Below are 21169 nucleotides of genomic sequence, written 5' to 3'. Positions count from 1 at the left end.
GGGCGGGTCACCAGGCGACCGGCAGGCTGACCGGCCGAATGAAGAGAATGTTCTTTTCCCAGGGAATCTCGCCGGCGGGAACGGCGAGGGTGAGGCTCGGGAACCGGGCGAACAGCATGCGATAAGCGACTTCCAGGAACATCCGCACCAGCCCCGAGCCGAGGCAGAAGTGCGGGCCGGCGCCGAAGGTCGCGGTGCCGTCGGTCGAGCGGTGGATGTCGAATTTGGCCGGGTGCTTGTAGTACTTCGGGTCCCAGGTCACGCCGAGCATGGTGGCGCATACCGCTTCGCCGCGACGGATCAGGGTGTCCTTGAGCGCCACGTCCTCGGTGGCCACGCGCGGCAGGCCCAGCACGCCGTTGTGGTGATAGCGCAACACTTCCTCGATCGCCTTGGGCCACAGGGTGGGATCGTCGATGCACTGCTGCAACTGGGGGCGATGCTCCAGCAAGGTCAGCACGCCGGTCGACAGCGGCGGGATCAGCGGCTCCGAGCCGGTGACGAACAGATAGCAGACCGTGCCGACGAGTTCGTCTTCGTCGATCAAGCCTTGCGTGCGGGCTTCGATCAAGGCGCCGATCGGATCGGCGTGGCCGGGGTGCTTGCGCTTGAGGGCGATGATGTCGCGCGAGAAATCCAGGATCTTGGCCGTCGCCTGCGCGACTTCCTCCGCCGTCGCCTGATAATTGGTCTGGGTGTGGAAATACGCCAGGTACTGCTCGCGAAAATCCACCGGCACCTGCAGCATGTCGCAGCTGCTGTGCAGCGGCAGTTGGGTGGAATAGGCCTGCATCAGATCGGCCGGGTTGTCGCCGCCGGCCATGGCGTCGAGCAACTGCGTGGCATGCCGTTCGACCAGCGGACGGAACCGCTCGACGCCGGTGCGCGTGTAGAAATGGCCGATGACCCGTCGCACCCTGGTGTGATCGGGCGGGTCGAGGTTGAACAGGCCGCCGGGCACCGCGGTGAAATCCTCGCCGACGAAACGCGGCGCGCCCGAGTAGGTCAGGTCGCGCGAGAAACGCTTGTCGGTGAGGACCAGGCCGATGTCGTCCTTGTTCGTCACCATCCAGGCGCGGGTACCGCTGGGCAGGCTGATCGGGCACACCGGCCGGTGTTTGCGCGCCCAGGCGATGGTCTCGGGCGGCGTGCCGAGCGGGCCGATGGCGAACGGATAGCTGAGAACGTCCTGGGCTTGATCGAGCGGGCTGGGCATGGCGGCTCTCCTGTCGCTATTCGAACGAGACGAATCCTTGACCATCGGCCCGGGCGAGCGCGGCGTCGCTGGGGATCGACAATGCGCGGACCAGGGAGATCGGCCGCGGGTAGGCGAAGACCGAGCTGCGCACGCCGTAGATCGCCGGACTGTCGACGAAGAAGGGCAGCTCGGCGAGCGGGTAATGCACGGCCTGTGCGAGGCGCCTCTCGTCCGGCCGCTGGCCCATGGCGCCTTCGACCGCTGTGACTGCAGCGTTGCGACAGGCCTGGCGCACCGAGAAATCGTCGCGGTAGGTGCGCCGCACCTGCTGCCGCAAAGTCAGGTAAGCGCGGTTTTCGAGCAGCCGCGTCCAACTGTGGATGCGTTGCTGCGGATGCTCGACATCGTGGTCCTGCAAGCTGCGCAGACTGGTGTTGCGCAGGCGCAGCAATTCGCGCCTGAGCTTGCGCGTCGCCTCGATCGGAGCGAGGCCGGCGGCGGTGAGCGTATAAATCGCCTCATAGCCCGGCAGCAGCACATCGACCTTGCGGAAGTGCCGGCAACCCCAGGCGATCATGCGCTGGATCGCGATGGCGCTGAAATAGCCGTTGAACGGGCTCAATCCGATCACGACATGTTCGGCGCGTTCGAGGATATCGGCGCAGGCATCCGTGTACGGCCGCGCGCGCAGACGGCCGGAGACGTCCTCCACGATAGGCAGGCGAGGGCGATCAGGCGTTTCGGCGACGATCGACAGCGACATGATCCTCACTCCTCCTTGAGCCGATCAGAACGATGCCATCGAAGCCGCAACCGGCGAAGGCGGCGCATCCGACATCGCGACCCATCCGCGATATCGGATGCGAACCTTGGCGGTACACCGCCGAGCCGGCATGCATCCGATACTCTGCGCGTCTACGGTGGCGAGTGGCGCTGCGGCAATGCAGGCCAACCCGGAAGCTCGGCCGGCACTCTACGCCGATAGGCGCTCGACGACGTTACCGCGGTCGCGTTTATGGGGATCGTCGGCACTGAAACAAAGGACTGCAAACGCCCGTCACTGTTCAGTGTGCTTTGTGTCGTCAGAGGACGCGGACGACTCGCAGTGAGCGTTCGTGAGTGTCGTACCGGACGCAGTGAAAGTCCGTGCGGCGTACTGTGGAAAACCGGTTCTCCGATGGGATCAGACAATCCATGAAACTCAGGCATCTGTATCTGTCGCTGTGCGTGCCCGGTCTGCTGCTGCCGTATGCGCAGTTGCTGCCGTGGTTGAACGAGCACGGTCCGGACCTGCCGCGCTTGGTTGCCGAACTGTTTTCCACGCGCATCGGCGCTTTCTTCGGCATCGACGTGCTGGTGTCGGCGCTGGTGCTGTTGGTGTTTATCGCAAGCGAAGGGTGTCGCTTGGCGGTGCGCCGTCCATGGGTGTCGGTCGTCGCGACCCTGCTCGTCGGCGTGTCGCTGGGGCTGCCGTTGTTTCTCTACCAGCGTCAGGCGAAACTCGATGCCGGCAGGCCCTGATCGTTCGACCCGGTCCGGCGCAGGAGGCGCAATGAGCCCGTATCCATTCGATGAGCTTTGCCCGCGGTGTGGTTTGGCCACCGCGTTGGCGCCGAAGCTGCTGTTGATCGACCAGGCCTGGGTGGCCGCGCCGGGCAAGGACCCGCGGATGGCGTACGCGGCCGATCTTCGCGTCGACGACGTCCTGCCCTCGCAGGTGCGCGAGGCGCCGTTACAACAATTCGTCGAGGGGTACTACTGCCGGAGCTGCGGCACGGGCTTCGTATCCGAGCAGGCGCTCAAGGCCGAGCGCCGCCGTTATAAGTGACGCGGCCTGTGGGCCGGTCCGGGCTCCGCTCCTGTCGCAGGAGCGGAGGGGCGCCGGGAGCGGCGCCGGTGCAGCGTGATGCAACCCGCCGAGACTCAGAGCTCGATGCAGTCGAACTTCACGTCGGGGTCGACCTCGGCGTCGTAGTCGACGTCGCTGCGCTCGAAGCCGAACAGCTTGAGGAACTCGTGCTTGTAAGCGGCGTAGTCGGTGAGCTCGAACAGATTCTCGGTGGTCACCTGCGGCCACAGCGCCTTGCAGGTGTCCTGGACTTCGTCGCGCAGTTCCCAATCGTCCAGGCGCAGGCGGTGCTCGTCGTCGGTCTGCGGTGCCTGGCCGTCTTCACGGTAGAGGCGCTCGCGGAACAAGCGGCTGAGCTGGTCGACGGTGCCTTCGTGCAGTCCCTTTTCCTTCATCACCTTGAACACCAGCGAGATGTACAGCGGCATCACCGGGATGGCCGCGCTGGCCTGGGTCACCACCGACTTCAGCACCGCCACGTTGGCGCCGCCGCCGATCTTGCGCAGGCGCGCATCCAGGCGCTGCGCGGTCAGGTCGAGGTCGACCTTGGCCTTGCCGAGCGCGCCGTGCCAGTAGATCGGCCAGGTGATCTCGGTGCCGATGTAGCTGAAGGCGACGGTGCGCGCGCCCGGCGCGAGCACGCCGGCGCGTTCGAGCGCGTCGATCCACAGCTCCCAGTCCTGTCCGCCCATCACCGTGACGGTGTCTTCGATCTCCTGCTCGGTGGCGGGCTCGACCGTGGCCTGGATGATGGTGTCCTTGTTGGTGTCGATCGCGGTCGAGACGTAAGGCTCGCCGATGGTCTTCAGCGCCGAGCGCTTGAGCTCGCCGGTGTCGGGCAGCTTGCGTACCGGCGAGGCCAGCGAATACACGATCAGGTCGATCTGCCCGCCCATCTCGTTCTTGATCAGCTCGATGGCGGTGTCGCGCGCTTCATTGGAGAAGGCGTCGCCGTTGATCGACTTGCTGTACAGGCCCTCGGCCTTGGCGAACTTGTCGAACGCGGCCGAGTTGTACCAGCCGGCGGTGCCGGCCTTCTTGTCGCTGCCGGGCTTCTCGAAAAACACGCCGAGGGTGTCGGCGCCGAAGCCGAACGCGGCGGTGATGCGCGCGGCCAGGCCGTAGCCGCTGGACGCGCCGATCACCAGCACCTTCTTCGGTCCGTCCTTGCGGACGCCGCGCGCGCGCGTGGCTTCGATCTGCTCGCGTACGTTGAGCTCGCAGCCGAGCGGGTGCGTGGTGGTGCAGATGAAACCGCGAACCTTGGGGTGGATGATCAACTGGTCTACCTCGTCATCGATGGGGCGTCCGCGGCAGCGCGATGCGCGCCGCGGGCTTGAGAGTCCTGCTGTCGCGGTCGAAGGCGAGCCGTGGCGCATCCGTCGCGAGCGGCCGTCCGGCCGCGGCCGGGCCTCGCAGCGGGGCACGGACGGGAACCGGGATGGCGCGATGCCGTCGACCGGCCATGGCGAAAAGTATGCCTCGAACGGGTGCGCTCGCCCAGCCGAGGCCGGCCCGGGAGTGTGGCCGCTGTTTCCGAACGGTGGCGTATTGCGCATCATGGGCGCCGCTGCGCACGACGTGCCTGCGGCGGTCCGGGCTCCGACATCTATCGGACATCGGGAATGTCAGCATTCGCCGATTGCGTCCCTTGCCGATGCAGGCGGGCCCATGCGAGCCGAGGTCTGCGCGCGGTCGTGTGCGAGCCGTCATGCCGAGGCTGCGATCGGCCTCGATACAATGCCGGCGCTTCGCCCTGCGGGCGTTCGCAGCACGCCGATCCGGCACCACCGTTCCTGCTGCCCTGCTTCAAGACCACGCCACTACCGATCACGCGATGACCACGATCCTGCACAGCGCCGCGCTACATCGAGTCGCCAGACGCAACCAGACCGTCCTGTTCTGGGTGCTGGCGGTGCTGGTGCTCGGGGTCGGCTTGGGCCTGCGCGATCCCTGGCCGGCCGACGAGCCGCGTTTCGCCCTGGTCGCCAAGCAGATGATCGAGAGCGGCGATTGGCTGTTCCCGCATCGCGGCCACGAGCTGTATTCCGACAAGCCGCCGTTGTTCATGTGGCTGCAGGCCGCCGCTTATCAGGTGTTCGGTGAGTGGCGCATCGCCTTCCTGTTGCCGTCGCTGCTGGCCTCGCTGGGCACGCTGTGGTGCGTGGTCGATCTCGGCCGCCGCCTGTGGACGCGTCGTGTCGGCCTGTACGCCGGCTATGCGTTGCTGTTCGCCCTGCAGTTCACCTGGCAGGCGAAGAAGGCCCAGATCGATCCGTTGGTGGTGTTCTGGATCACCCTGGCCAATTACGGTCTGCTGCGCCATGTCTTGCTGAGCGCGCGCAAGCGCGGCCCGGACTGGCCGATGTGGATGCTCGGCTGGGCCGCGGCGGGGCTGGGCACGATCAGCAAGGGCGTCGGTGCGATCGCCTTGCTGATGCTGATCCCGGCCGCCATCGCCTCGTTGCGCGGCTGGAACGTGAAGCTGCATGCCAAGAGCGCGAAGTTCTGGCTCGGGCCGCTCGCCTTCGTCGCCGCCGCCGGCATCTGGCTGGTGCCGCTGGCGATCGCCGCGCTCGGGCCGGACGGCGGCCAGTACTCGGCCTATCTCAACGACATTCTGGTGCGCCAGACCGCCAAGCGTTACGGCGCGTCCTGGGATCACGGCCAACCGACTTGGTACTTCCTGGAAGTGATGGCGACCATGTGGTTGCCGACCATGCTCGCCTTGCCGTGGGCGCTGCCGGCCTGGCGCCGGCGTCTGCGCCGTCGCGATGCGCGCTATCTGTTGCCGCTGGCGTGGTGGTTGCTGGTCCTGCTGTTCTTCAGCATTCCCGGCGGAAAGCGCGATATGTACATCTTGCCGGCGCTGCCGATGGTCGCGTTGGCGCTGGCGCCGTTGCTGCCGGGCTTGCTGCGCAAGGCGTCGGCGCAGCGCGTCGCGCTCGGTTTCACCGCGGTATTGTCCATCGCACTGCTGCTCGGCGGCCTGGCGATGTGGTTCGGCGATCCCGGGTTCGAACGGCGCTTCGTCGCCGAGCGCTCGCTCGAGGACGTGTCCTCGGCGCTGGCCGCCAGCGTCGCCGCGGTCGGCGGTTGGGGCCTGGCCTGTCTGTTGTGGACCGGGCGACGCCGCGCCTTCGCCGGCATGGCGGCGATGCTGGCCGGCTTGTGGGTCGCGTTCGGCCTGGTCATGGCGCCGTTGCTCAACGATTCGTCGTCCGCGCGCGGCCTGATGGCCGAAGTGGGCAAGCGCATCGGCCCGAAGGCCGAACTGGGCCTGGTGGCCTGGCGCGAGCAGAACCTGTTGATGGCCGACCGGCCGGTCGCCGAGTTCGGCTTCAAGGCGATCTTCCCGGTGCAGATGCGGCGCGGACTGGAGTGGCAGCGGCAGTCGCCGCAGACGCGCTGGTTGTTGGTGCAGGACATCGCCCTGGCGGCCTGCATCGATACCACCCGCAGCCAACACTTGGGCCACGCGAACCGGCGCGGTTGGACTTTGGTGCCGGGTAGCGCGACGCACGGCTGCACCTGGTCGAGCGCCGAGCATGCGCTGAGCATGGATTGGGACGTCTGTCTGGCGCCTGTGGTCGCCGACGCCTGCAGCCTGCGTGGGCTCGTCGGGGCGTCGGGCACGAACTCCGGCCTCGGCCGCGAGCTCGGCCGCTGCGCGCGCGCCGCCGCCGTCGAAACGCTGTAGCGGCGCGCGGTCCGCAATAGCCGCAACGCGGCAAGCGTGCGCTGGGTGGCGGAACGAGCGCGAGGCGGCGGTTTTGCCAAGACGGATGCACGAAAGTGTGAGGCGTTTCGGAGCGCGCGGCGGGCTTCGAAGTCACCTTCTGTGCAGTTCCAGTCAGCACGCAGGAGGCTCCATGCATCGATATTCCATGGCCGGTGCGGCAGCGGTTCGTCCGCAGCGGCAGCGCGGTTTCGTCGCCGGCGTCATCGCCCTGTGTTTCGCCGCATTGGCGCCGGGCGCAGCGAGCGCGGCGAATCAGAACGGCGGTTTCTATGTCGACCCGTACTCGAATCCGGCGATCTGGGTGCGCGACCATGCCGGCGATCCGCGCGCGACGCGGATCGGCAGCGCGATCTCGACCCGGCCGATGGCGCGCTGGTTCGGCAACTGGAGCGGCAACATCAATACCGCGGTGGCGAGCTTCGTCGGTGCGGCGCAGACCGCAGACAAGTTACCGATCCTGGTCGCCTACAACATTCCCGGCCGCGATTGCGGCAGTCACTCCGGCGGCGGCGCCGGCAGTCCCGAGGCTTATCGCGCCTGGATCTCCGGCTTCGCCGCGGGCATCGGCAGCCGCCGCGCGGTGGTGGTGATCGAGCCCGACGCACTGGCCCAACTGGATTGCCTGCCCGCCGATCAGCGCAGCGTCCGCACCGGTCTGCTGCAGTACGCCGCGAACGAATTCAAGCTGCGCGCGCCGAATGCCTTGGTCTATCACGACGGCGGCAACGCCCGTTGGATCGGCGCCGACGAAATGGCGCGGCGTCTGAACTCGGCCGGCGTCAAAGGCATTCGCGGCTTCGCCCTGAACGTGTCGAACTACTACACCACCGCCGATTCCAATGCTTACGGCGTCGCCGTCGCCGGCGCCTTGCAGCGGCAGTTCGGCTACCCCAAGCCGTTCATAGTCGACACCAGCCGCAACGGCAACGGCTCCAACGGCGAGTGGTGCAACCCGCCCGGCCGCAAGCTCGGCACGGTCTCGCAGAACAGCGGCAGCGGCGCGGAAATGCTGTTATGGATCAAAGTGCCGGGCGATTCCGACGGCAACTGCGGCATTGGGCCGGGGATCCCGGCCGGGCAGTTCTCGCCCGACATCGCGATACGCTTGATCGAGGGGCGCTGAGGGCGCTGCGCTTCAAGGGGTAGGAGCGGCGTCCTTCTGGATTTTCTTCGGTCACAAGCCGCGACCGCGAAGCACCGGTCTGCATCGCGACGATCCGGAGATTCGTCGCTCGCGAGGGCTGGTCGGCTTCGCGCAGGTTGCGTCGGGCTCCGGTACTTCGTAGTCGCGGCTCACGCCGCCCTTACAGTGGGAGCGGAGCGAGTCGAGCGACATCGGCAGCCGTTTTTGTAGGAGCGGCGTGAGCCGCGACTGGCGCCGCATGCAGAAGCTTCGCAGCCGCGGCTTGTGAGCGAAGGAAATCCAGGGCGCCGCTGCTACCCCAAGGGGTGGTGGCTCGGGCGGAACCGGCTCGGCGTGGCGCCGGTGGCCTTGCGCATCAGCCGCCGCAACGCCGTCGCATCCTCGTAGCCGACCTGCGCCGCGACCTGTTCGATGCTCATGCGGCTGGTCTCGATCAAGCGCCTCGCGCGGTTCAAGCGCACGCTTTGGATCAGGGCCAGCGCGGTCCGGCCGGTGGCGGCGCGCACGTGCCGGGCCAGGGTTCTCGGCGACATCGCGAACTCCGAGGCGAGTTCGCTCAGGCTTGGCGGATGCGGCAGCGAGGACTCGATGCGCCGGGTCAGCCGCGCCACCAGTTCGTTGCCGCCGGCGAGCATCGACGGGATCACGAACGGCGCCTGCGCCTGGCGGCCGTCGAGCAGCAGGATCTTGGCGACGACGTCGGCCAGCGCGCTGCCGAAACGCAGGCGCAGCAACTGCAGCATCAGGTCCGACTGGGCGAACGCCGCGCCGGCGGTGCTGACCGGGCCGTCGCTGCAGACCATGCGGTCGGCGTCGACCTTGCAGTCCGGGGCGATGCGTTGCAGGTCCGCGGCCAACCACCACGAAGTCGTAGCCCGGCGCCCCTGCAGCAGGCCGGCGGCCTGCAGCAGGAACACCGCCGAGCACGAGGCGGCGACACTGCCGCCGCGCGCGGCATGGCGGCGCAGCCCTGCGATTGCATATTGCGCATCGGCCTGGGCCAGGCGAGCGATGAGTTGCGCAGGCTGGTCCACGCCCAGGCCCGGTACCACCCAGGTCGAGGCGTCGTTGCGCGAGCGCCTGGGCAAGGCTCGAGTGTCGATGCGCAGGCCGTTGCCGAGCGTCACGCTGCCGCCGTCGGGCGATAGCACCCGCCAATTCGGTCGCGGCGTTTGCAGTCGCGGTGCGAGCACGGCCGCGGCGCCGAGCAGGTCGAGGGTGACGGCGACGCTGCTGGCGTAGGCGCCGGGTAGGATCAGGACGGTGAAATCGTGCATGGCCGGAAACGCCCGAAACATGTCCAAGCGGACACTCGAAGTCTAGCGCGTGGCGGGTTGCAATGCGGTCGAGCCGATGCCGCGCCGCGTAGGCAGCGCCCGACCAGAGGACACCCACGAATGCCGTCTGCCCCGATCAACCGCACCGATCTCGGCCAGTCCGATCCGCTCGACGACTTCGAGCCGCGCACGATTACCCTCGACGGCGTCGGCAAGCGCGTGCACGTCGCCGGCATCGGGCCGGCGGTCATCGTCATGACCGAGATGCCGGGCATCAGCCCGCAGGTGGCGCGCTTCGCCCGCTGGGTCCGGGACGCGGGGTTCACCGTCTACATGCCTTCGCTGTTCGGCCGAGATGGCGCCGTGCCCGGTGTCGAGGAGAGCAAGGCGATCTTCCAGCGCGCTTGCGTCAGCGCCGAGTTTCGCGCCTTCGCCGGCCAGGGTTCGAGCCCGGTCACGCAATGGCTGCGCGCGCTGGCGCGCTTCGCGCACGGCGAATGCGGCGGCCCCGGCGTCGGCGCGATCGGTATGTGCTTCACCGGCAACTTCGCCCTGACCATGATGCTCGAACCTTCGATGTTGGCGCCGGTGTTGGCGCAGCCTTCGCTGCCGCTGGACGACCCGGCCGGGCTGGAGATCGCGCCCGAGCAACTCGCCGCGGTGCGGCAACGCCTGGAACGCGAGAACCTGACGGTCATGGCCTATCGCTTCGACGGCGACCGTTTCTGCAAGGCGCAGCGCTTCGCTGCTTACGCCGAGGCGCTCGGCGAGCGTTTCGTCGCGCGGGTGCTGCCCGACAGTGCGGCCAATCGCGAGGGCCTGGCGCCGTTCTTCGAGCACGTGGTCGCCAGCCCGCACAGCGTGGTGACGGCGCATCTGATCGACGAAGCCGGTCAGCCGACCATCGCCGCGCGCGACGAGATCCTGGCGTTCTTCGCCCGGCGTCTTGCCAGGACAGAGTCGCGCGATTGAATCGATGCCGGTAACCGCCGCCTGCCGGAACCCCGATGCAGGCGGCCGCCGAATCGCGCGGCGTGCGCGATGGCTCAGCGAACGAGCGGCCTCAGCGCCAGCACACCAGCGGATAGCGCTGGCCGTTCCAGGTCGTCCAACCCTTGGACCGATTGTCCGTCGGCGTGGGCAGGTACCAGCGGTTGCCGTCGGCATGGTTGAAGTACAGGCCGCCGTTTTTGCCGCGGCGCGCATTGTTCAGCGCCACCCAGGCCGAGCCGTTGTCGGAGAACCTACCCTTCCAGCGGGCGCCGAAGGTGTGAGTGCAGACCTCGTCGTCGTCGCAGGTCGTTTGACTGTCATTGACGGCGCTCCATTTCATCTTGGCAGGGCGGCCATCGATGGTGCAGTTCCAGTTGCCGTCCCACCAGCCGGAGACTTGGCTGGCGGCGACCGGGCTGCAGCCCTCGGCCGCAGCGGCGATGGCGAGGGCGATCCAAAGTGCGGTGTTCAACGCGGTGTTCATGGTCGGCTACTCCTGTGGCCTTGAGTCCAGTTACGACCAAGCCAACGACAGGTGTCGGCCGGACAGGCCAACAGGGAGCGCGTCAGAAATGCAACGCAGACATGAATCGGCGGGCGCTGCAGTGGCTTGGCGCAGGCGTATGGACGTATCGACGCGCGGCTTGCGTTATACGGCCGCGGCGGCAGCGGGTCGCGTCATCCGCGCTTGTTCGGTGAGCTGGCAGGCTTCGCCTTTGTCCTCGCCGTGGGCATGGCCGCTTGGATGGAGTCGCGGAATCGCGGTGCCTGTTCGCCAAGATAGCTCCACAATCGGTTCGCGACCGGGCCGTGCGCGCGGTCGCTGCGCCGCGCCGCCACCAGGTCCTCGACGCTGCCGGGCAGGTAGCGGCCAGCGATCGAATGCAGCCGCCCCTCGCGCAATTCCTGTTCGATCAGGAACCGCGGCATGTGGCCCCAGCCCATGCCCTGCAGGATGATGTCCTTCTTCATGAGCTGATCGGCGACGGTGCATTGATGCGCGCCTTCGATCATGAAGTAGTCGCGTGGCGGCGAGTGACGCGCGCTGTCGCGCATGACGCATTGGGTAAAGTCGCGCATCCGTTCGGGCTTGATCGCGCGCGAGATCGGGAACGGCAGGAAACCCGCGGCGACCACCGGCACGAACGGCACCGGGCACAGATCCATCCACTCGATGCGCGGATCGCGCTTGTCGACGCGATGCAGGATCAAGTCGGCGTCGCCGTCGAACAAACGCTCGGTAGGCCCGCTGACCGCCTCGAAATGCAGATGCAGGCGGGTGCCCGGGCGGGCGGCGAAGAAGCGGCTCAACAGGGCCAGCATCTGCGGCCGCGGGCAGAGGTCGCCGATCACCACGCGCAGTTCGCTTTCCTCGCCCATGGCCAGTTGCGCGGCATGAGTACGCAATTCCTCCATCTCGCGCAGCAAGGCCTGGGCGCGGCGATGGAAGGACTGGCCGGCGTCGGTCGGGCGCACCCGGTAGCCGCTGCGGTCGAGCAGGTCGAAACCGAGCTGGCGCTCCAGCTTGGCGACCGCGGCGAACACCGCCGGATGCGAGCGATGCAAGGTCGCGGCCGCGGCCTGGAAGCCGCCGGCGCGGACTACGGCGTCGAAGCATTGCAGGTCGTGCAGGGTGAAGGCGCTCATGTCGGATATGACTACAAAGAATGTACGAGCTTTGTAATATCCGCCGGGATCGGCCGCAACTAGGATTTGCTCCGCGGCGTCTGCCGTTGCAGGAGCGACACCGGGCTGAACGACTGCCCGCGAAGCTCACAAGCGGCCTATCCGAACGGAGCATCGCCATGAACGACCTGTCTTACCTCAACGCCAGCGACGGCGTGCGCATCGCCTACCGCCTCGACGGCGCGGCCGAGCGCCCGGTGCTCGTGCTGTCCAACTCGATCGGCACCGATCTGCATATGTGGGATGCGCAAGTGGCGGAACTCGCGCGGCATTTCCGCGTGCTGCGTTATGACACGCGCGGCCACGGCGCGTCCGGCGTGCCCGCGGGCGAGTACTCGCTCGAACGCCTGGGCCGCGACGTGATCGACCTGCTCGACGCCCTGCGCATAGAACGCGCGCATTTTCTCGGCCTGTCGCTCGGCGGCATGATCGGGCAGTGGCTCGGCGTGCATGCCGGCGAGCGCATCGACCGTTTGATTCTGAGCAATACCTCGGCCTATCTGGGGCCGGCCGGGCAATGGGCGGAGCGGATCGCCGCAGTGCTGGGCGTCGAGGACATGGCCGACACCGCCGAGATGTTTCTCGGCAACTGGTTCCCGGCGGCGCTGCGCGAGGCGAACGGGCCGGCGATCCAGGCCTTCCGCGGCATGTTGCTCGCCACCGATCCGCGCGGCCTGGCCGGCAATTACGCGGCGGTGCGCGATCTGGATATGCGCCCGACGCTCGAGCGGGTGGCGCGCCCGACCCTGGTGATCGCCGGCCGCTACGACACGGTGACCCTGGCCAGCCACGGCGAGGCCATCGCCGCGAGCGTGCCCGGCGCGAGCCTGCTGGTGCTGCCGGCGGTGCATCTGTCGAACGTCGAATGCCCGGCCGAGTTCATGAGCGCGGTGCTCGGTTTCCTGCTCCAGCGCTGACTAGTCGGTGCGCTCCAGCGCCGGCACCTGCAGCTTGCCGGCCAGCAGATCCATGCCGCGTTTGCCGGGGGCCATGGCGATGCCCGAGGCGACCAGCAGGAAGCGTTCGAGCTCGAAGGACACGCAACTGACCACGCAGAAGTCATCGCCCTGGCGATGGTTGATCGCGTGGTAGAGGTGGATACCCTTGTGCTGCAGCAGGGTCACCATCTCGCGCAGCAGCGCCTTGGGCGTCTGGACCTCGCGCGTCGGATGCGACCATTCGACCGTTTCGAGCCGCTCGGCCGATACCTGGAAGTAAGCGCAGTCCCTGAGCTTCGGGTATTCGGCCAACGCCTCCAGGGCGAGGCGGCTGTACTCGTGCATGCTCGGCAACTGCTCGCGGATGCCGACGCATTGCACCAGTTCGGTCAATGCGCGGATGGCGGCATGGGCGGCGTACAAGGACGCACCGAAGCCGCTCGGGTACACCACTTCGTCGTCGAGGATCCGGTCGGTGGTGGCGATGAAGGCGGGGAAACCGAGGTCGCTGGTCACCTCGATCAGGACGATGCCGCGCCCGAGCTGAGCGCTGGCGGCCTGGTGGATCGCGGCGACCTGCGGCGGCAGCGACCGCGGATCGATTACGCTGCCGAGGCTGGCCGGCTCGCCGAGGTAGTGCGCGACCAGGAACAAGGACCAGGAATCGCGCTCGACCAATTCGCCGATCGCGTGCACCGCGGCTTCTTCGACGCTGGCGCCGATCGCGATGCCGCTGTTGGAGCCATAGCGGATGACGCTGGAGTAGTCGAAGTCGTCCTCGGCCGGAAGTTGGTCCAGGTAGTTCGGAAACGTCAGGAACAAGGGTGCCGGCACGTCGGCGGCGTCGCCGAAGAAGGGGCGATAGGTTCGGCACGCCAGACGCTGCTGCGGGTTCTGCGCGAACGCCGACAGGAACGGCAGCCCGGCATAGCGCGGGTCGCGGAACAGATCGATCGAGCGTACGAAATCGATGCGTTCTCCGGCAGGCGGTGCGTTGGTGTACAGATGCTCGACCGCTTCGTAGATGGCGCCGACCCGGGCCGCCTCGCCGTCGCCCTTGCCGAAGCCGCTGGCGATGACCTCGTCGTCGCCGTCGTGCAGGGTGCAGACGGTGGACTGCAAGCGCTCGCCGTGCGTCTGGGTGCGTATGCGCCAGCCCTGCTCGCTTACGAATCTGCGGATGACGCGTTCGGCGTCGGCCAGCGATCGCTCTCGCTCCAGCGGAATCATGCAGTCGCTCCTTGCGGGGTGCCGGAACGAAGCGGCACGAACCTGGGTTCGTGCCGCCCGTTCGCTCAGGATGGAAGCCGGGCTTACTTCGCCAGCTTGTCCAGGATGGCTTTCTCTTCCGGCGTCGGCGCCGGTTTGACGTCCTGGTTCTGCTCGATCTTGTTGGCGAGGAGCAGATGCGGGACGGACTTGACGATGGTCGTGCCGATGAGCTTCTTCATACGGTCCCTTTGAGGTGGTGTCGTTGCAGGTTGGTGCGACGCGCCGAGTCGTTCGACGATGGCGGTCCCCGCGAATCCGCCCGCTTGCGGGCCGGCGATACGCAAGGTCCTAGGCAAGGTCCAGGGTCGGCGCCGAATCGCTTATGGCGGTTGATGGCTCGTCGCGGCTCGCGGCAGGCCGCCGGCGCACCGGAGTCGGCCGCGCGATGCGGCCCGGTTACTTCGCCAGCTTCTCCAGGAGTTCTTTCTCCTGCGGCGTCAGCACCGGCGTGATGCCCTGGGCCGTGATCGCCTTGGTGGCATCGATCAAGACCGGACGCGACTTGATGATGAATATCTCGATCGTCTTCTTCATAACAATCCCTCGTTGTGATGTGACTTGCGGAAGTTCCATGCAGCAAGCCGGGGCGCTCGACGCTAGCGACCGAGCCCGGCGGCCCGCGCGCCAGCTATACGGGGCGGCTGGGAGCACGGTCAATCTCGGTTCGGGCGCCGATCTCATCGGTTGTGAAACTTCGGACCCAGTTTCGGAAACGCCTGGGCCAAGGCCGGCGCTGTACCGGCCGAGGGCCGGATGTCGGGATGGCTGAATGGGCGGGCCGGAGACGAAGGCGGCCGGCCCGGATCGGCGACTCCGGGCATTGCTTGCCCGTTCGCGATCGGGCGCGAATTCGCCGCGCATCTTGCGCTTGCGTCGATGAGTCTTCTATCCGCACGCATCGCGGGGCCGATGCCATGGCTTAGCAGGTCGATGCGTGACGCTGTCGCTCCGGCTGCATTGCGCAGCCGTTGGCGGACCCGAGTGGGTTGGAGTCGCCTCGCGTGCCGGCGACACGCGAGGCGAGTCGGGCGTGCTCAGAACGCCGGCAACACCGCGCCGCGGTACTTCTTCTCGATGAAGCTCTTGACCTCGGGGCCGGTCAGCGCCGCAGCGAGCTTCTTGACCCGCGGGTCGTCGCGATTGTCCGGACGGCCGACCAGGAAGTTGACGTAGGGCGAGTCGCGGCCTTCTATGGCCAGCGCGTCTTTGGTCGGGTCGAGGCCGGCGTCGAGCGCGTAGTTGGTGTTGATCAACGCCAGGTCGACCTGGTCGAGGATGCGCGGCAGCATCGCCGCATCGAGTTCGCGGAACTTGAGCTGCTTGGGGTTGGCGGTGATGTCGCGCAGGGTCGCCAGCGCATCGTTCGGGTCGCGCAGCTGGATCACCCCGGACTTGTGCAGCAGGATCAGGGCGCGGCTGTTGTTGCTCGGGTCGTTGGGGATGACCACGTCGGCGCCCTGCGGCAGCGCGTCGAGCGACTTGAACTTGCGCGAGTAGGCGCCGAAGGGCTCGATGTGCACGCCGACGATGGTGGTCAGCTTCGTGCCGCGGCTGCGGTTGTAGGAATCGAGATAGGGCTCGGTCTCGAAATAGCTGACGTCGAGCAGCTTCTGCGCCACTTGGTCGTTGGGCTGCACGTAGTCGTTGAACACGCGCACCTCGAGTTCGACGCCCTGCTTGGCCAGCAGGGGCTTCACCACTTCGAGGATTTCCGCATGCGGCACCGCGGTGGCGGCGACGGTGAGCTTTTGCGACGCCGGGTCGTTGCCGCCGCCGCAACCGCTCAGGCCCGCGGCGGTCAGGGCCAGGATGGCCATCAGCTTTTTCATCTTGCGTCCTCGATCGATTCGATAGCTTGGAGCGGCCGCTCAGCGTCGGCTGAAGCGCGCCACGAGTTTGTCGCCGAGCGTCTGCAACGCCTGCACCAGCAGCAGCAACAGCAGCACCGTCACCACCGCCACGTCGGTATGCGAGCGCAGATAGCCGTCGCGGTAGGCGAGGTCGCCGAGGCCGCCGGAACCGATCGCGCCGCCCATGGCGGTATAGCCGATCAGGGCGACGGTGGTCACCGTGGCGCCGGCGATGAGCCCGGGCAGCGCTTCGGGCAGCAGCGCGCGCAACACGATCTGCCGCGTCGTCGCGCCCATCGCCTGGCAGGCCTCGATGATGCCGCGGTCGACTTCGCGCAGCGAGGTTTCCACCAATCGCGCGTAGAACGGCGCCGCGCCGACCACCAGCGGCAGGATCGCGCCGCGCACGCCGAGCGAGGTGCCCATCGCCGCGAGGGTCAGCGGAATCATCACGATCATCAGGATGATGAAAGGCACCGAGCGCAGGATGTTGATGACCAGCGACAGCACGCCGTACAGGCGCGGCTGCGCGCGCAGCTGGCGCGGGCCGGTCAGGAACAGGGCGATGCCGAGCGGCAGGCCGATCAGCAGGGTCAGCGGCAGGGCGCCGGCGAGCATCAGCAAGGTGTCGAGCGTGGCCTGGCCGATCTCGGCCCACTTGCCGGCGTCGAGGTGTTGCAACCAACCGGGGTTCGGGCTCATCGCGCGATCTCCTCGACGTGCACACCGGCCGCGCCGAGCGCGGCGATGGCGGCATGGCTGTCGCCGCCGACCAGGGCGATGGTGAGCTGGCCGTACGGCGTGTCCTTGATGCGGTCGATGCGGCCGGCGAGGATGTTGTAGTCGACCCCGGTCTCGCGCGCGACCCGGCCGAGCAGGGGTTCGTAGGTGTGCTCGCCGATGAAGGTCAGGCGCAGCAAACGCCCGGACACGGCGGCGAAATCGCGATGCAGGCCGCCTTCGTCGACATGCTCGGCCTCGGAGACGAAGCGGCGCGTGGTCGGATGGCGCGGGTGCAGGAATACGTCGGCGACCGGGCCGCTTTCGACCAGACGGCCGGCGTCGAGCACGGCGACGCGGTCGCAGACGCGGCGGATCACTTCCATCTCGTGGGTGATCAGGACGATGGTCAGGCCGAGTTCGCGGTTGATCTCGGCCAGCAACGCCAGCACCGAGGCGGTGGTTTGCGGGTCGAGCGCGCTGGTGGCTTCGTCGCAGAGCAGGATGCGCGGGCGGCAGGCGAGGGCGCGGGCGATGCCGACGCGCTGTTTCTGCCCGCCCGACAGCTGCGCCGGGTACTTGTCGGCGTGCGCGCTCAGGCCGACGCGGGCGAGCAACTCGGCGACGCGGGCGGCGATCTCGGCGCGCGGGGTGCCGGCCAGTTCCAACGGAAAGGCGACGTTGGCCGCTACCGTGCGCGAGGACAGCAGGTTGAAGTGCTGGAAGATCATGCCGATGCGTTGGCGCAGGGCACGCAGGCCGGCGCCGTCGAGCGCGCTGGCGTCTTCGCCGTCGACCAGCACGCGGCCGCCGCTGGGGCGCTCGAGGCCGTTGATCAGCCGGATCAGGGTCGATTTGCCGGCGCCGGAGTGGCCGATGATGCCGAACACCTCGCCTTCGACGATGTCGAGATCGAGCGGCAGCAAGGCCGGCACCTCGTGACCGCCGACGCGGAACGATTTATGGACCTGCTGGAATTGGATCATGGACCGTCGTGGGCGTGGCTGTGCGGGAGAGGCGAGGCCGTGCGGCGCGGCACGGCGCCACTCCGAAGCCGGGCGTCGGACCGCCACACTATCACCCGGCAAACCGTGAGGCGGTCGGCATTGTAAGGCGGCCGCGAGGGCGCGACCCGCCGTTGCGGTTATGTGCTTATGCCACCGAGTCGAGAACCGACGGCGAATCCGGCTGTGACAGCGTCTGTGATTGCGGACGGCGCGGGTCAAAATGTGACGTGATAAGCGGTTTTGACGCCTCCGCCGACTAGTGTGCTTTGTGTCGCTGAGCGCGCCGTTGGTGGCTCTCGCGCGTCTGCGCCGTTGGCACGATTCGTGTGCATTCCCTCATGCAGGTATCGGCATGGCAGGAGCCAACGGCATGAGTGGCAAATCGGACAAGCAAACTCCGCAAGACGATCACGGGCGTGCGCCGTCGGCCTCGCTGGTGGCCGCCTTGACGGTCGCGTCGATCTTGGCCGTGATCGCCGCCCTCATCGCCAGCCTCGCCCGGGCCTAGCGCAAGCCAGCCCAAAGCCAGCGAGAACCAGCGCAAAACTGGCGCGCACCTGCATCCGTCTACCGTCATTGAGGTTCCCTATGCGTCTGACCCCGCCCAGCTTTCCCATCTTCTTCATTGCCCTGCTGGCCGGCGGCGCCGGCATCGCCGCGCGTCTGGGCTATCTGCCGTTCCTCGCGGGCTTCGCGTTCTGGCTGGCGGCGTTGGGCTTCGTCCTGCTGCTGATCGGGTCTTTGTTCCGCAGTCTTTGATCGACTCGAGGACAGGGGCGGCAAGCCGCTCCTGTCCTTGAATGCCTTCGCTGGCATCGCGCCACTGGCTCCAGCGAAATCGCGGGAACTGGCGCCGTCGTCATCGGCGCGCATGCGTACCGTATCCGGCACCGGCCAATCGGCCTCCAGTGCTGCGATGGGAATTCGTCATGTCTTTGTCCACGGCTTTCATGCGGCGGTCGATCGCCGCGAGCTTGCTCTTCGCCGCTGCGTTCCTGCCGGCCCATGCCGACATCCGCACCCCGCTGACCCCGGAAAACAGCGTCGTGCTGATGGTCGACTACCAGCCGCAGTTCGTGTTCTCGGTGCAGTCGATCGAGGTCGGCAAGCTGATCAACAACGCCGAGGGCTTGAGCAAGGCGGCGAAAGCCTTCGAAGTGCCGACCCTGTACGCGACGATCAGCGCCGAGAAATTCGGCGGCCCGTTCTTCAAGCAACTGACCCAGGCGCGTCCGGAGCTGGTGCCCTACGACCGCACCGCGATCGACCCCTGGCAGGACCCGCGCATCCGCGAGGCCGTGCGCAAGACCGGCCGCAAGAAGCTGCTGGTCAGCGGTTTGTGGACCGACAGCTGCGTGACCTTGCCGGTGTTGTCGGCGCTGCGCGACGGCTACGAGGTCTACGTGGTCGTCGACGCCAGCGGCGATGTCTCGCACGAATCGCACGACATGGCGGTGCAGCGCATGATCCAGGCCGGCGCGGTGCCGGTGACCTGGCTGGCGGTGATGCTGGAATGGCAGGGCGACTGGAGCAAGGGCGCCACCGGCGCGCAGGTGCAGAAGATCGCCCAGCAACACGGCGGCGCCTGGGGTCAGGGGATCGATTATTTCCAGAGCATGATCGCGCCGAAGCCCTGAGCGGGTGATGCGGGCCTGGCGTCGCGCGACGGCGCCTAGGCCTTGGACGGTACCGCCGAACTGCTCTTGCTGAAACGGGGCAGTGAGTCGGCGGTATCGAACCAAGGCAACTGCGAACGGGTCCAGACGTGGTCGTCGACGCCTACCCGTTCCGGCTCGTCGAGGCTGCCGATGCAGACTTGCACGCGATCGGCCAACACGCTTTCGCGCATGCCGAGGGTGCTGCCGCAGTTCGCGCAGAAGCCGCGTTCGGCGTATTCGGAAGAGCGGTACCAGGTTGGCGGCGAAGCGAGCCAGGCGAAGGCCTCGGCCGGGAAATGCACGAAAGCGAGCGCCGGCGCGCCGGAATGGCGGCGGCACAGGCCGCAGTGGCATATCACCCCGCGCAACGGCGCGGCGGTCGCGCGATAGCGGATCGCGCCGCACAGGCAGCCGCCTTCGAAGTGGGTGTCGTTCATCGTTCGTCGTCTCCTCGCGGGGCGGGCCGACGCAGGCCGGGTCGATCTGCGTCGTCGCCGTACCCCAGAATGCGCCGTCGGCATCGACTGCGCTAGGCTGGCGGTCCCGTTGCCGCGCGTTGGATGCTCATGCCGAAACGCTCGTCCCCGGCCGACACAGGCAACGGCCCTGGTGCGGACCTGCGCGGTATCGGCCGCCTGACCATCGACGCGATCACCGGGGTGGTCGACCTGGTCGAATCCGTCCACGCCACCATCGTCGCTTTGCCGGGCCCGTTCGGCGCGCCGGTGCGCGATCCGACCCGTGGCATCAGCGGATTGGTTTATCGCAGCGTGCGCGGCATCGCCCGTTTCGTCGGCGACGGCCTCGATCTGGCGCTCGCGCAGTTCGCGCCGCTGCTGGACCGGATCGACTCGCTACCGCAGCGCGACGGCGTGGTCTGCGCGCTCAACGGCGTGCTCGGCGATCATCTGGCCGCGACCGCCAACCCGCTGGCGATCCGCATGCGCCTGCGCCGCGACGGCACGCCCTTGCGGCTGGGTCGCAAGGCTTTGGCCGCAGCCTGTCCGCAGGCGACCGGAAAACTGTTGGTGATGGTGCACGGCCTGTGCATGAACGACCTGCAATGGCGTTGGAACAGCCACGACCATGCCGCGGCATTGGCGCGCGATGCCGGTTGGACGCCGGTCTATCTGCATTACAACAGCGGCCGCCACATCTCCAGCAACGGCAGCGAGTTCGCCGCGCGTCTGGAGCGCCTGTTGCGCGAGTGGCCGGTGCCGGTGGAGCGTTTCGCCATCGTCGGCCACAGCATGGGCGGCCTGGTCGCGCGCAGCGCCTGCCATGCCGCCGCCGGCGCCGGGCTGCGCTGGCCGGAGCGGCTCGACAGCCTGATTTTTCTCGGCACGCCGCATCACGGTGCGCCGCTCGAACGCGCCGGCAGTTGGTTCGACATGCTGATCGGACGCAGCCCCTACACCGCGCCGTTCGCACGTCTCGGCAAGATCCGCAGCGCCGGCATCCAGGACCTGCGCCACGGCAATCTGCTCGACGCGGATTGGCGCAAGCCTAAGCACGAGGGCGACGGACGCCGCGATGCGCGCACGCCGGTGCCGCTGCCCGCGCACGTGCGCAGTTACGCGGTGGCGGTTTCGACCGACAAGAACGGTGCAGCGAAGGACGCGGGCATCGACAGGCTCAGCGGCGACGGCCTGGTGCCGGTCGCCAGCGCGCTCGGGCATCATCCCGACCCGGTTTTCGACCTGCGCATTCCCAAGTCGCGGCAATGGGTGGGCCATGGCCTGCATCATCTCGATCTGCTCGGCGACCCGCAGGTCTACGAGCGCATCCGGCGCTGGCTGGAGTGAGGCGGTCGCCGCCGGACTGGGCAGACGAAT

The 21169-nt window shown here is 67.8% G+C and carries 22 protein-coding genes and 1 pseudogene; 10 read left to right on the top strand and 13 right to left on the bottom strand.

Annotated features, from left to right (window positions below):
* Positions 1–7: 7 nt before the first annotated feature.
* Positions 8–1216 (bottom strand): cytochrome P450, encoded by a 1209-nt coding sequence (locus EX88_RS0100650; protein ID WP_031370098.1) that lies wholly within the window; start codon positions 1214–1216, stop codon positions 8–10.
* Between the two features lie 16 nt (positions 1217–1232).
* The gene (locus EX88_RS0100645) at positions 1233–1961 is read right to left on the bottom strand and encodes a tRNA-dependent cyclodipeptide synthase (RefSeq protein ID WP_031370097.1); all 729 of its coding nucleotides are present in this window, start codon (positions 1959–1961) and stop codon (positions 1233–1235) included.
* Between the two features lie 431 nt (positions 1962–2392).
* On the opposite strand from EX88_RS0100645, the gene EX88_RS0100640 reads away from it, so the two are divergent.
* Positions 2393–2719 (top strand): DUF2834 domain-containing protein, encoded by a 327-nt coding sequence (locus EX88_RS0100640; RefSeq protein ID WP_031370096.1) that lies wholly within the window; start codon positions 2393–2395, stop codon positions 2717–2719.
* 73 nt (positions 2720–2792) lie between these two features.
* Positions 2793–3026 (top strand): hypothetical protein, encoded by a 234-nt coding sequence (locus tag EX88_RS0100635; RefSeq protein WP_031370095.1) that lies wholly within the window; start codon positions 2793–2795, stop codon positions 3024–3026.
* 95 nt (positions 3027–3121) lie between these two features.
* Here EX88_RS0100635 and fabV read toward each other — a convergent pair whose 3' ends face one another.
* On the bottom strand, positions 3122–4327 hold the full coding sequence (fabV, locus tag EX88_RS0100630; RefSeq protein WP_031370094.1) for an enoyl-ACP reductase FabV: 1206 nt from the start codon (positions 4325–4327) through the stop codon (positions 3122–3124).
* Between the two features lie 557 nt (positions 4328–4884).
* On the opposite strand from fabV, the pseudogene EX88_RS0100625 reads away from it, so the two are divergent.
* Positions 4885–6603, top strand: a pseudogene (locus EX88_RS0100625) (ArnT family glycosyltransferase); the annotation flags it as partial.
* A gap of 316 nt (positions 6604–6919) precedes the next feature.
* Positions 6920–7912, top strand: coding sequence for a glycoside hydrolase family 6 protein (locus tag EX88_RS0100620; RefSeq protein ID WP_200875778.1), 993 nt, complete (start codon positions 6920–6922; stop codon positions 7910–7912).
* A 314-nt stretch (positions 7913–8226) separates the two neighbouring features.
* On the opposite strand, the gene EX88_RS0100615 is transcribed toward EX88_RS0100620, so the two are convergent.
* The gene (locus tag EX88_RS0100615) at positions 8227–9210 is read right to left on the bottom strand and encodes a GlxA family transcriptional regulator (RefSeq protein WP_031370091.1); all 984 of its coding nucleotides are present in this window, start codon (positions 9208–9210) and stop codon (positions 8227–8229) included.
* 120 nt (positions 9211–9330) lie between these two features.
* On the opposite strand from EX88_RS0100615, the gene EX88_RS0100610 reads away from it, so the two are divergent.
* Entirely contained in the window at positions 9331–10182 is an 852-nt protein-coding gene (locus tag EX88_RS0100610; protein ID WP_031370090.1) for a dienelactone hydrolase family protein, read from the top strand.
* 91 nt (positions 10183–10273) lie between these two features.
* Here EX88_RS0100610 and EX88_RS0100605 read toward each other — a convergent pair whose 3' ends face one another.
* A complete protein-coding gene (locus EX88_RS0100605) occupies positions 10274–10687 on the bottom strand; it encodes a DUF6006 family protein (RefSeq protein ID WP_031370089.1) in 414 nt (137 codons plus the stop codon).
* Positions 10688–10881: 194 nt separating this feature from the next.
* Positions 10882–11850, bottom strand: a complete 969-nt coding sequence (locus EX88_RS0100600) for a LysR family transcriptional regulator (protein WP_051884264.1) — start codon at positions 11848–11850, stop codon at positions 10882–10884.
* Positions 11851–12008: 158 nt separating this feature from the next.
* Between EX88_RS0100600 and pcaD the strand changes: the two genes are divergently transcribed.
* Positions 12009–12806 (top strand): 3-oxoadipate enol-lactonase, encoded by a 798-nt coding sequence (pcaD, locus tag EX88_RS0100595; protein WP_031370087.1) that lies wholly within the window; start codon positions 12009–12011, stop codon positions 12804–12806.
* On the opposite strand, the gene EX88_RS0100590 is transcribed toward pcaD, so the two are convergent.
* The 6 genes from EX88_RS0100590 to EX88_RS0100565 form a co-directional block, all read right to left on the bottom strand.
* A complete protein-coding gene (locus EX88_RS0100590) occupies positions 12807–14057 on the bottom strand; it encodes a YcaO-like family protein (RefSeq protein WP_031370086.1) in 1251 nt (416 codons plus the stop codon). It abuts the gene before it with no gap.
* An 83-nt stretch (positions 14058–14140) separates the two neighbouring features.
* The gene (locus EX88_RS26380; RefSeq protein WP_161786053.1) at positions 14141–14278 is read right to left on the bottom strand and encodes a hypothetical protein; all 138 of its coding nucleotides are present in this window, start codon (positions 14276–14278) and stop codon (positions 14141–14143) included.
* 217 nt (positions 14279–14495) lie between these two features.
* Positions 14496–14633: a hypothetical protein gene (locus EX88_RS26375; protein ID WP_161786052.1), complete on the bottom strand. Its 138-nt coding sequence runs from the start codon at positions 14631–14633 to the stop codon at positions 14496–14498.
* A 500-nt stretch (positions 14634–15133) separates the two neighbouring features.
* Positions 15134–15928: a MetQ/NlpA family ABC transporter substrate-binding protein gene (locus tag EX88_RS0100575; RefSeq protein ID WP_031370085.1), complete on the bottom strand. Its 795-nt coding sequence runs from the start codon at positions 15926–15928 to the stop codon at positions 15134–15136.
* A 39-nt stretch (positions 15929–15967) separates the two neighbouring features.
* Positions 15968–16651, bottom strand: a complete 684-nt coding sequence (locus EX88_RS0100570) for a methionine ABC transporter permease (protein WP_031370084.1) — start codon at positions 16649–16651, stop codon at positions 15968–15970.
* Positions 16648–17655, bottom strand: coding sequence for a methionine ABC transporter ATP-binding protein (locus EX88_RS0100565; RefSeq protein WP_031370083.1), 1008 nt, complete (start codon positions 17653–17655; stop codon positions 16648–16650). The genes EX88_RS0100570 and EX88_RS0100565 overlap by 4 nt, the downstream gene beginning before the upstream one ends.
* 391 nt (positions 17656–18046) lie before the next feature.
* Here EX88_RS0100565 and EX88_RS26370 point away from each other — a divergent pair, with 391 nt between their 5' ends.
* The 3 genes from EX88_RS26370 (at position 18047) to EX88_RS0100550 (ending at position 19313) form a co-directional block, all read left to right on the top strand.
* Positions 18047–18184 (top strand): hypothetical protein, encoded by a 138-nt coding sequence (locus EX88_RS26370; RefSeq protein ID WP_161786051.1) that lies wholly within the window; start codon positions 18047–18049, stop codon positions 18182–18184.
* Positions 18185–18264: 80 nt separating this feature from the next.
* Positions 18265–18435 (top strand): hypothetical protein, encoded by a 171-nt coding sequence (locus EX88_RS26365; RefSeq protein ID WP_161786050.1) that lies wholly within the window; start codon positions 18265–18267, stop codon positions 18433–18435.
* Positions 18436–18605: 170 nt separating this feature from the next.
* The gene (locus EX88_RS0100550) at positions 18606–19313 is read left to right on the top strand and encodes a hydrolase (protein WP_051884263.1); all 708 of its coding nucleotides are present in this window, start codon (positions 18606–18608) and stop codon (positions 19311–19313) included.
* Positions 19314–19348: 35 nt separating this feature from the next.
* On the opposite strand, the gene EX88_RS0100545 is transcribed toward EX88_RS0100550, so the two are convergent.
* Positions 19349–19771, bottom strand: a complete 423-nt coding sequence (locus EX88_RS0100545; RefSeq protein ID WP_036147740.1) for a GFA family protein — start codon at positions 19769–19771, stop codon at positions 19349–19351.
* A gap of 129 nt (positions 19772–19900) precedes the next feature.
* On the opposite strand from EX88_RS0100545, the gene EX88_RS0100540 reads away from it, so the two are divergent.
* A complete protein-coding gene (locus tag EX88_RS0100540; RefSeq protein WP_036147755.1) occupies positions 19901–21139 on the top strand; it encodes an esterase/lipase family protein in 1239 nt (412 codons plus the stop codon).
* Positions 21140–21169 lie beyond the last annotated feature (30 nt).

The sequence above is a fragment of the Lysobacter antibioticus genome, assembly GCF_000731095.1.
In the GTDB taxonomy this organism is placed as follows: Bacteria; Pseudomonadota; Gammaproteobacteria; order Xanthomonadales; family Xanthomonadaceae; genus Lysobacter; species Lysobacter antibioticus_B.
Note: the sequence above shows the minus strand (reverse complement) of the source record. Positions and strands in the feature narration are given on the sequence as shown.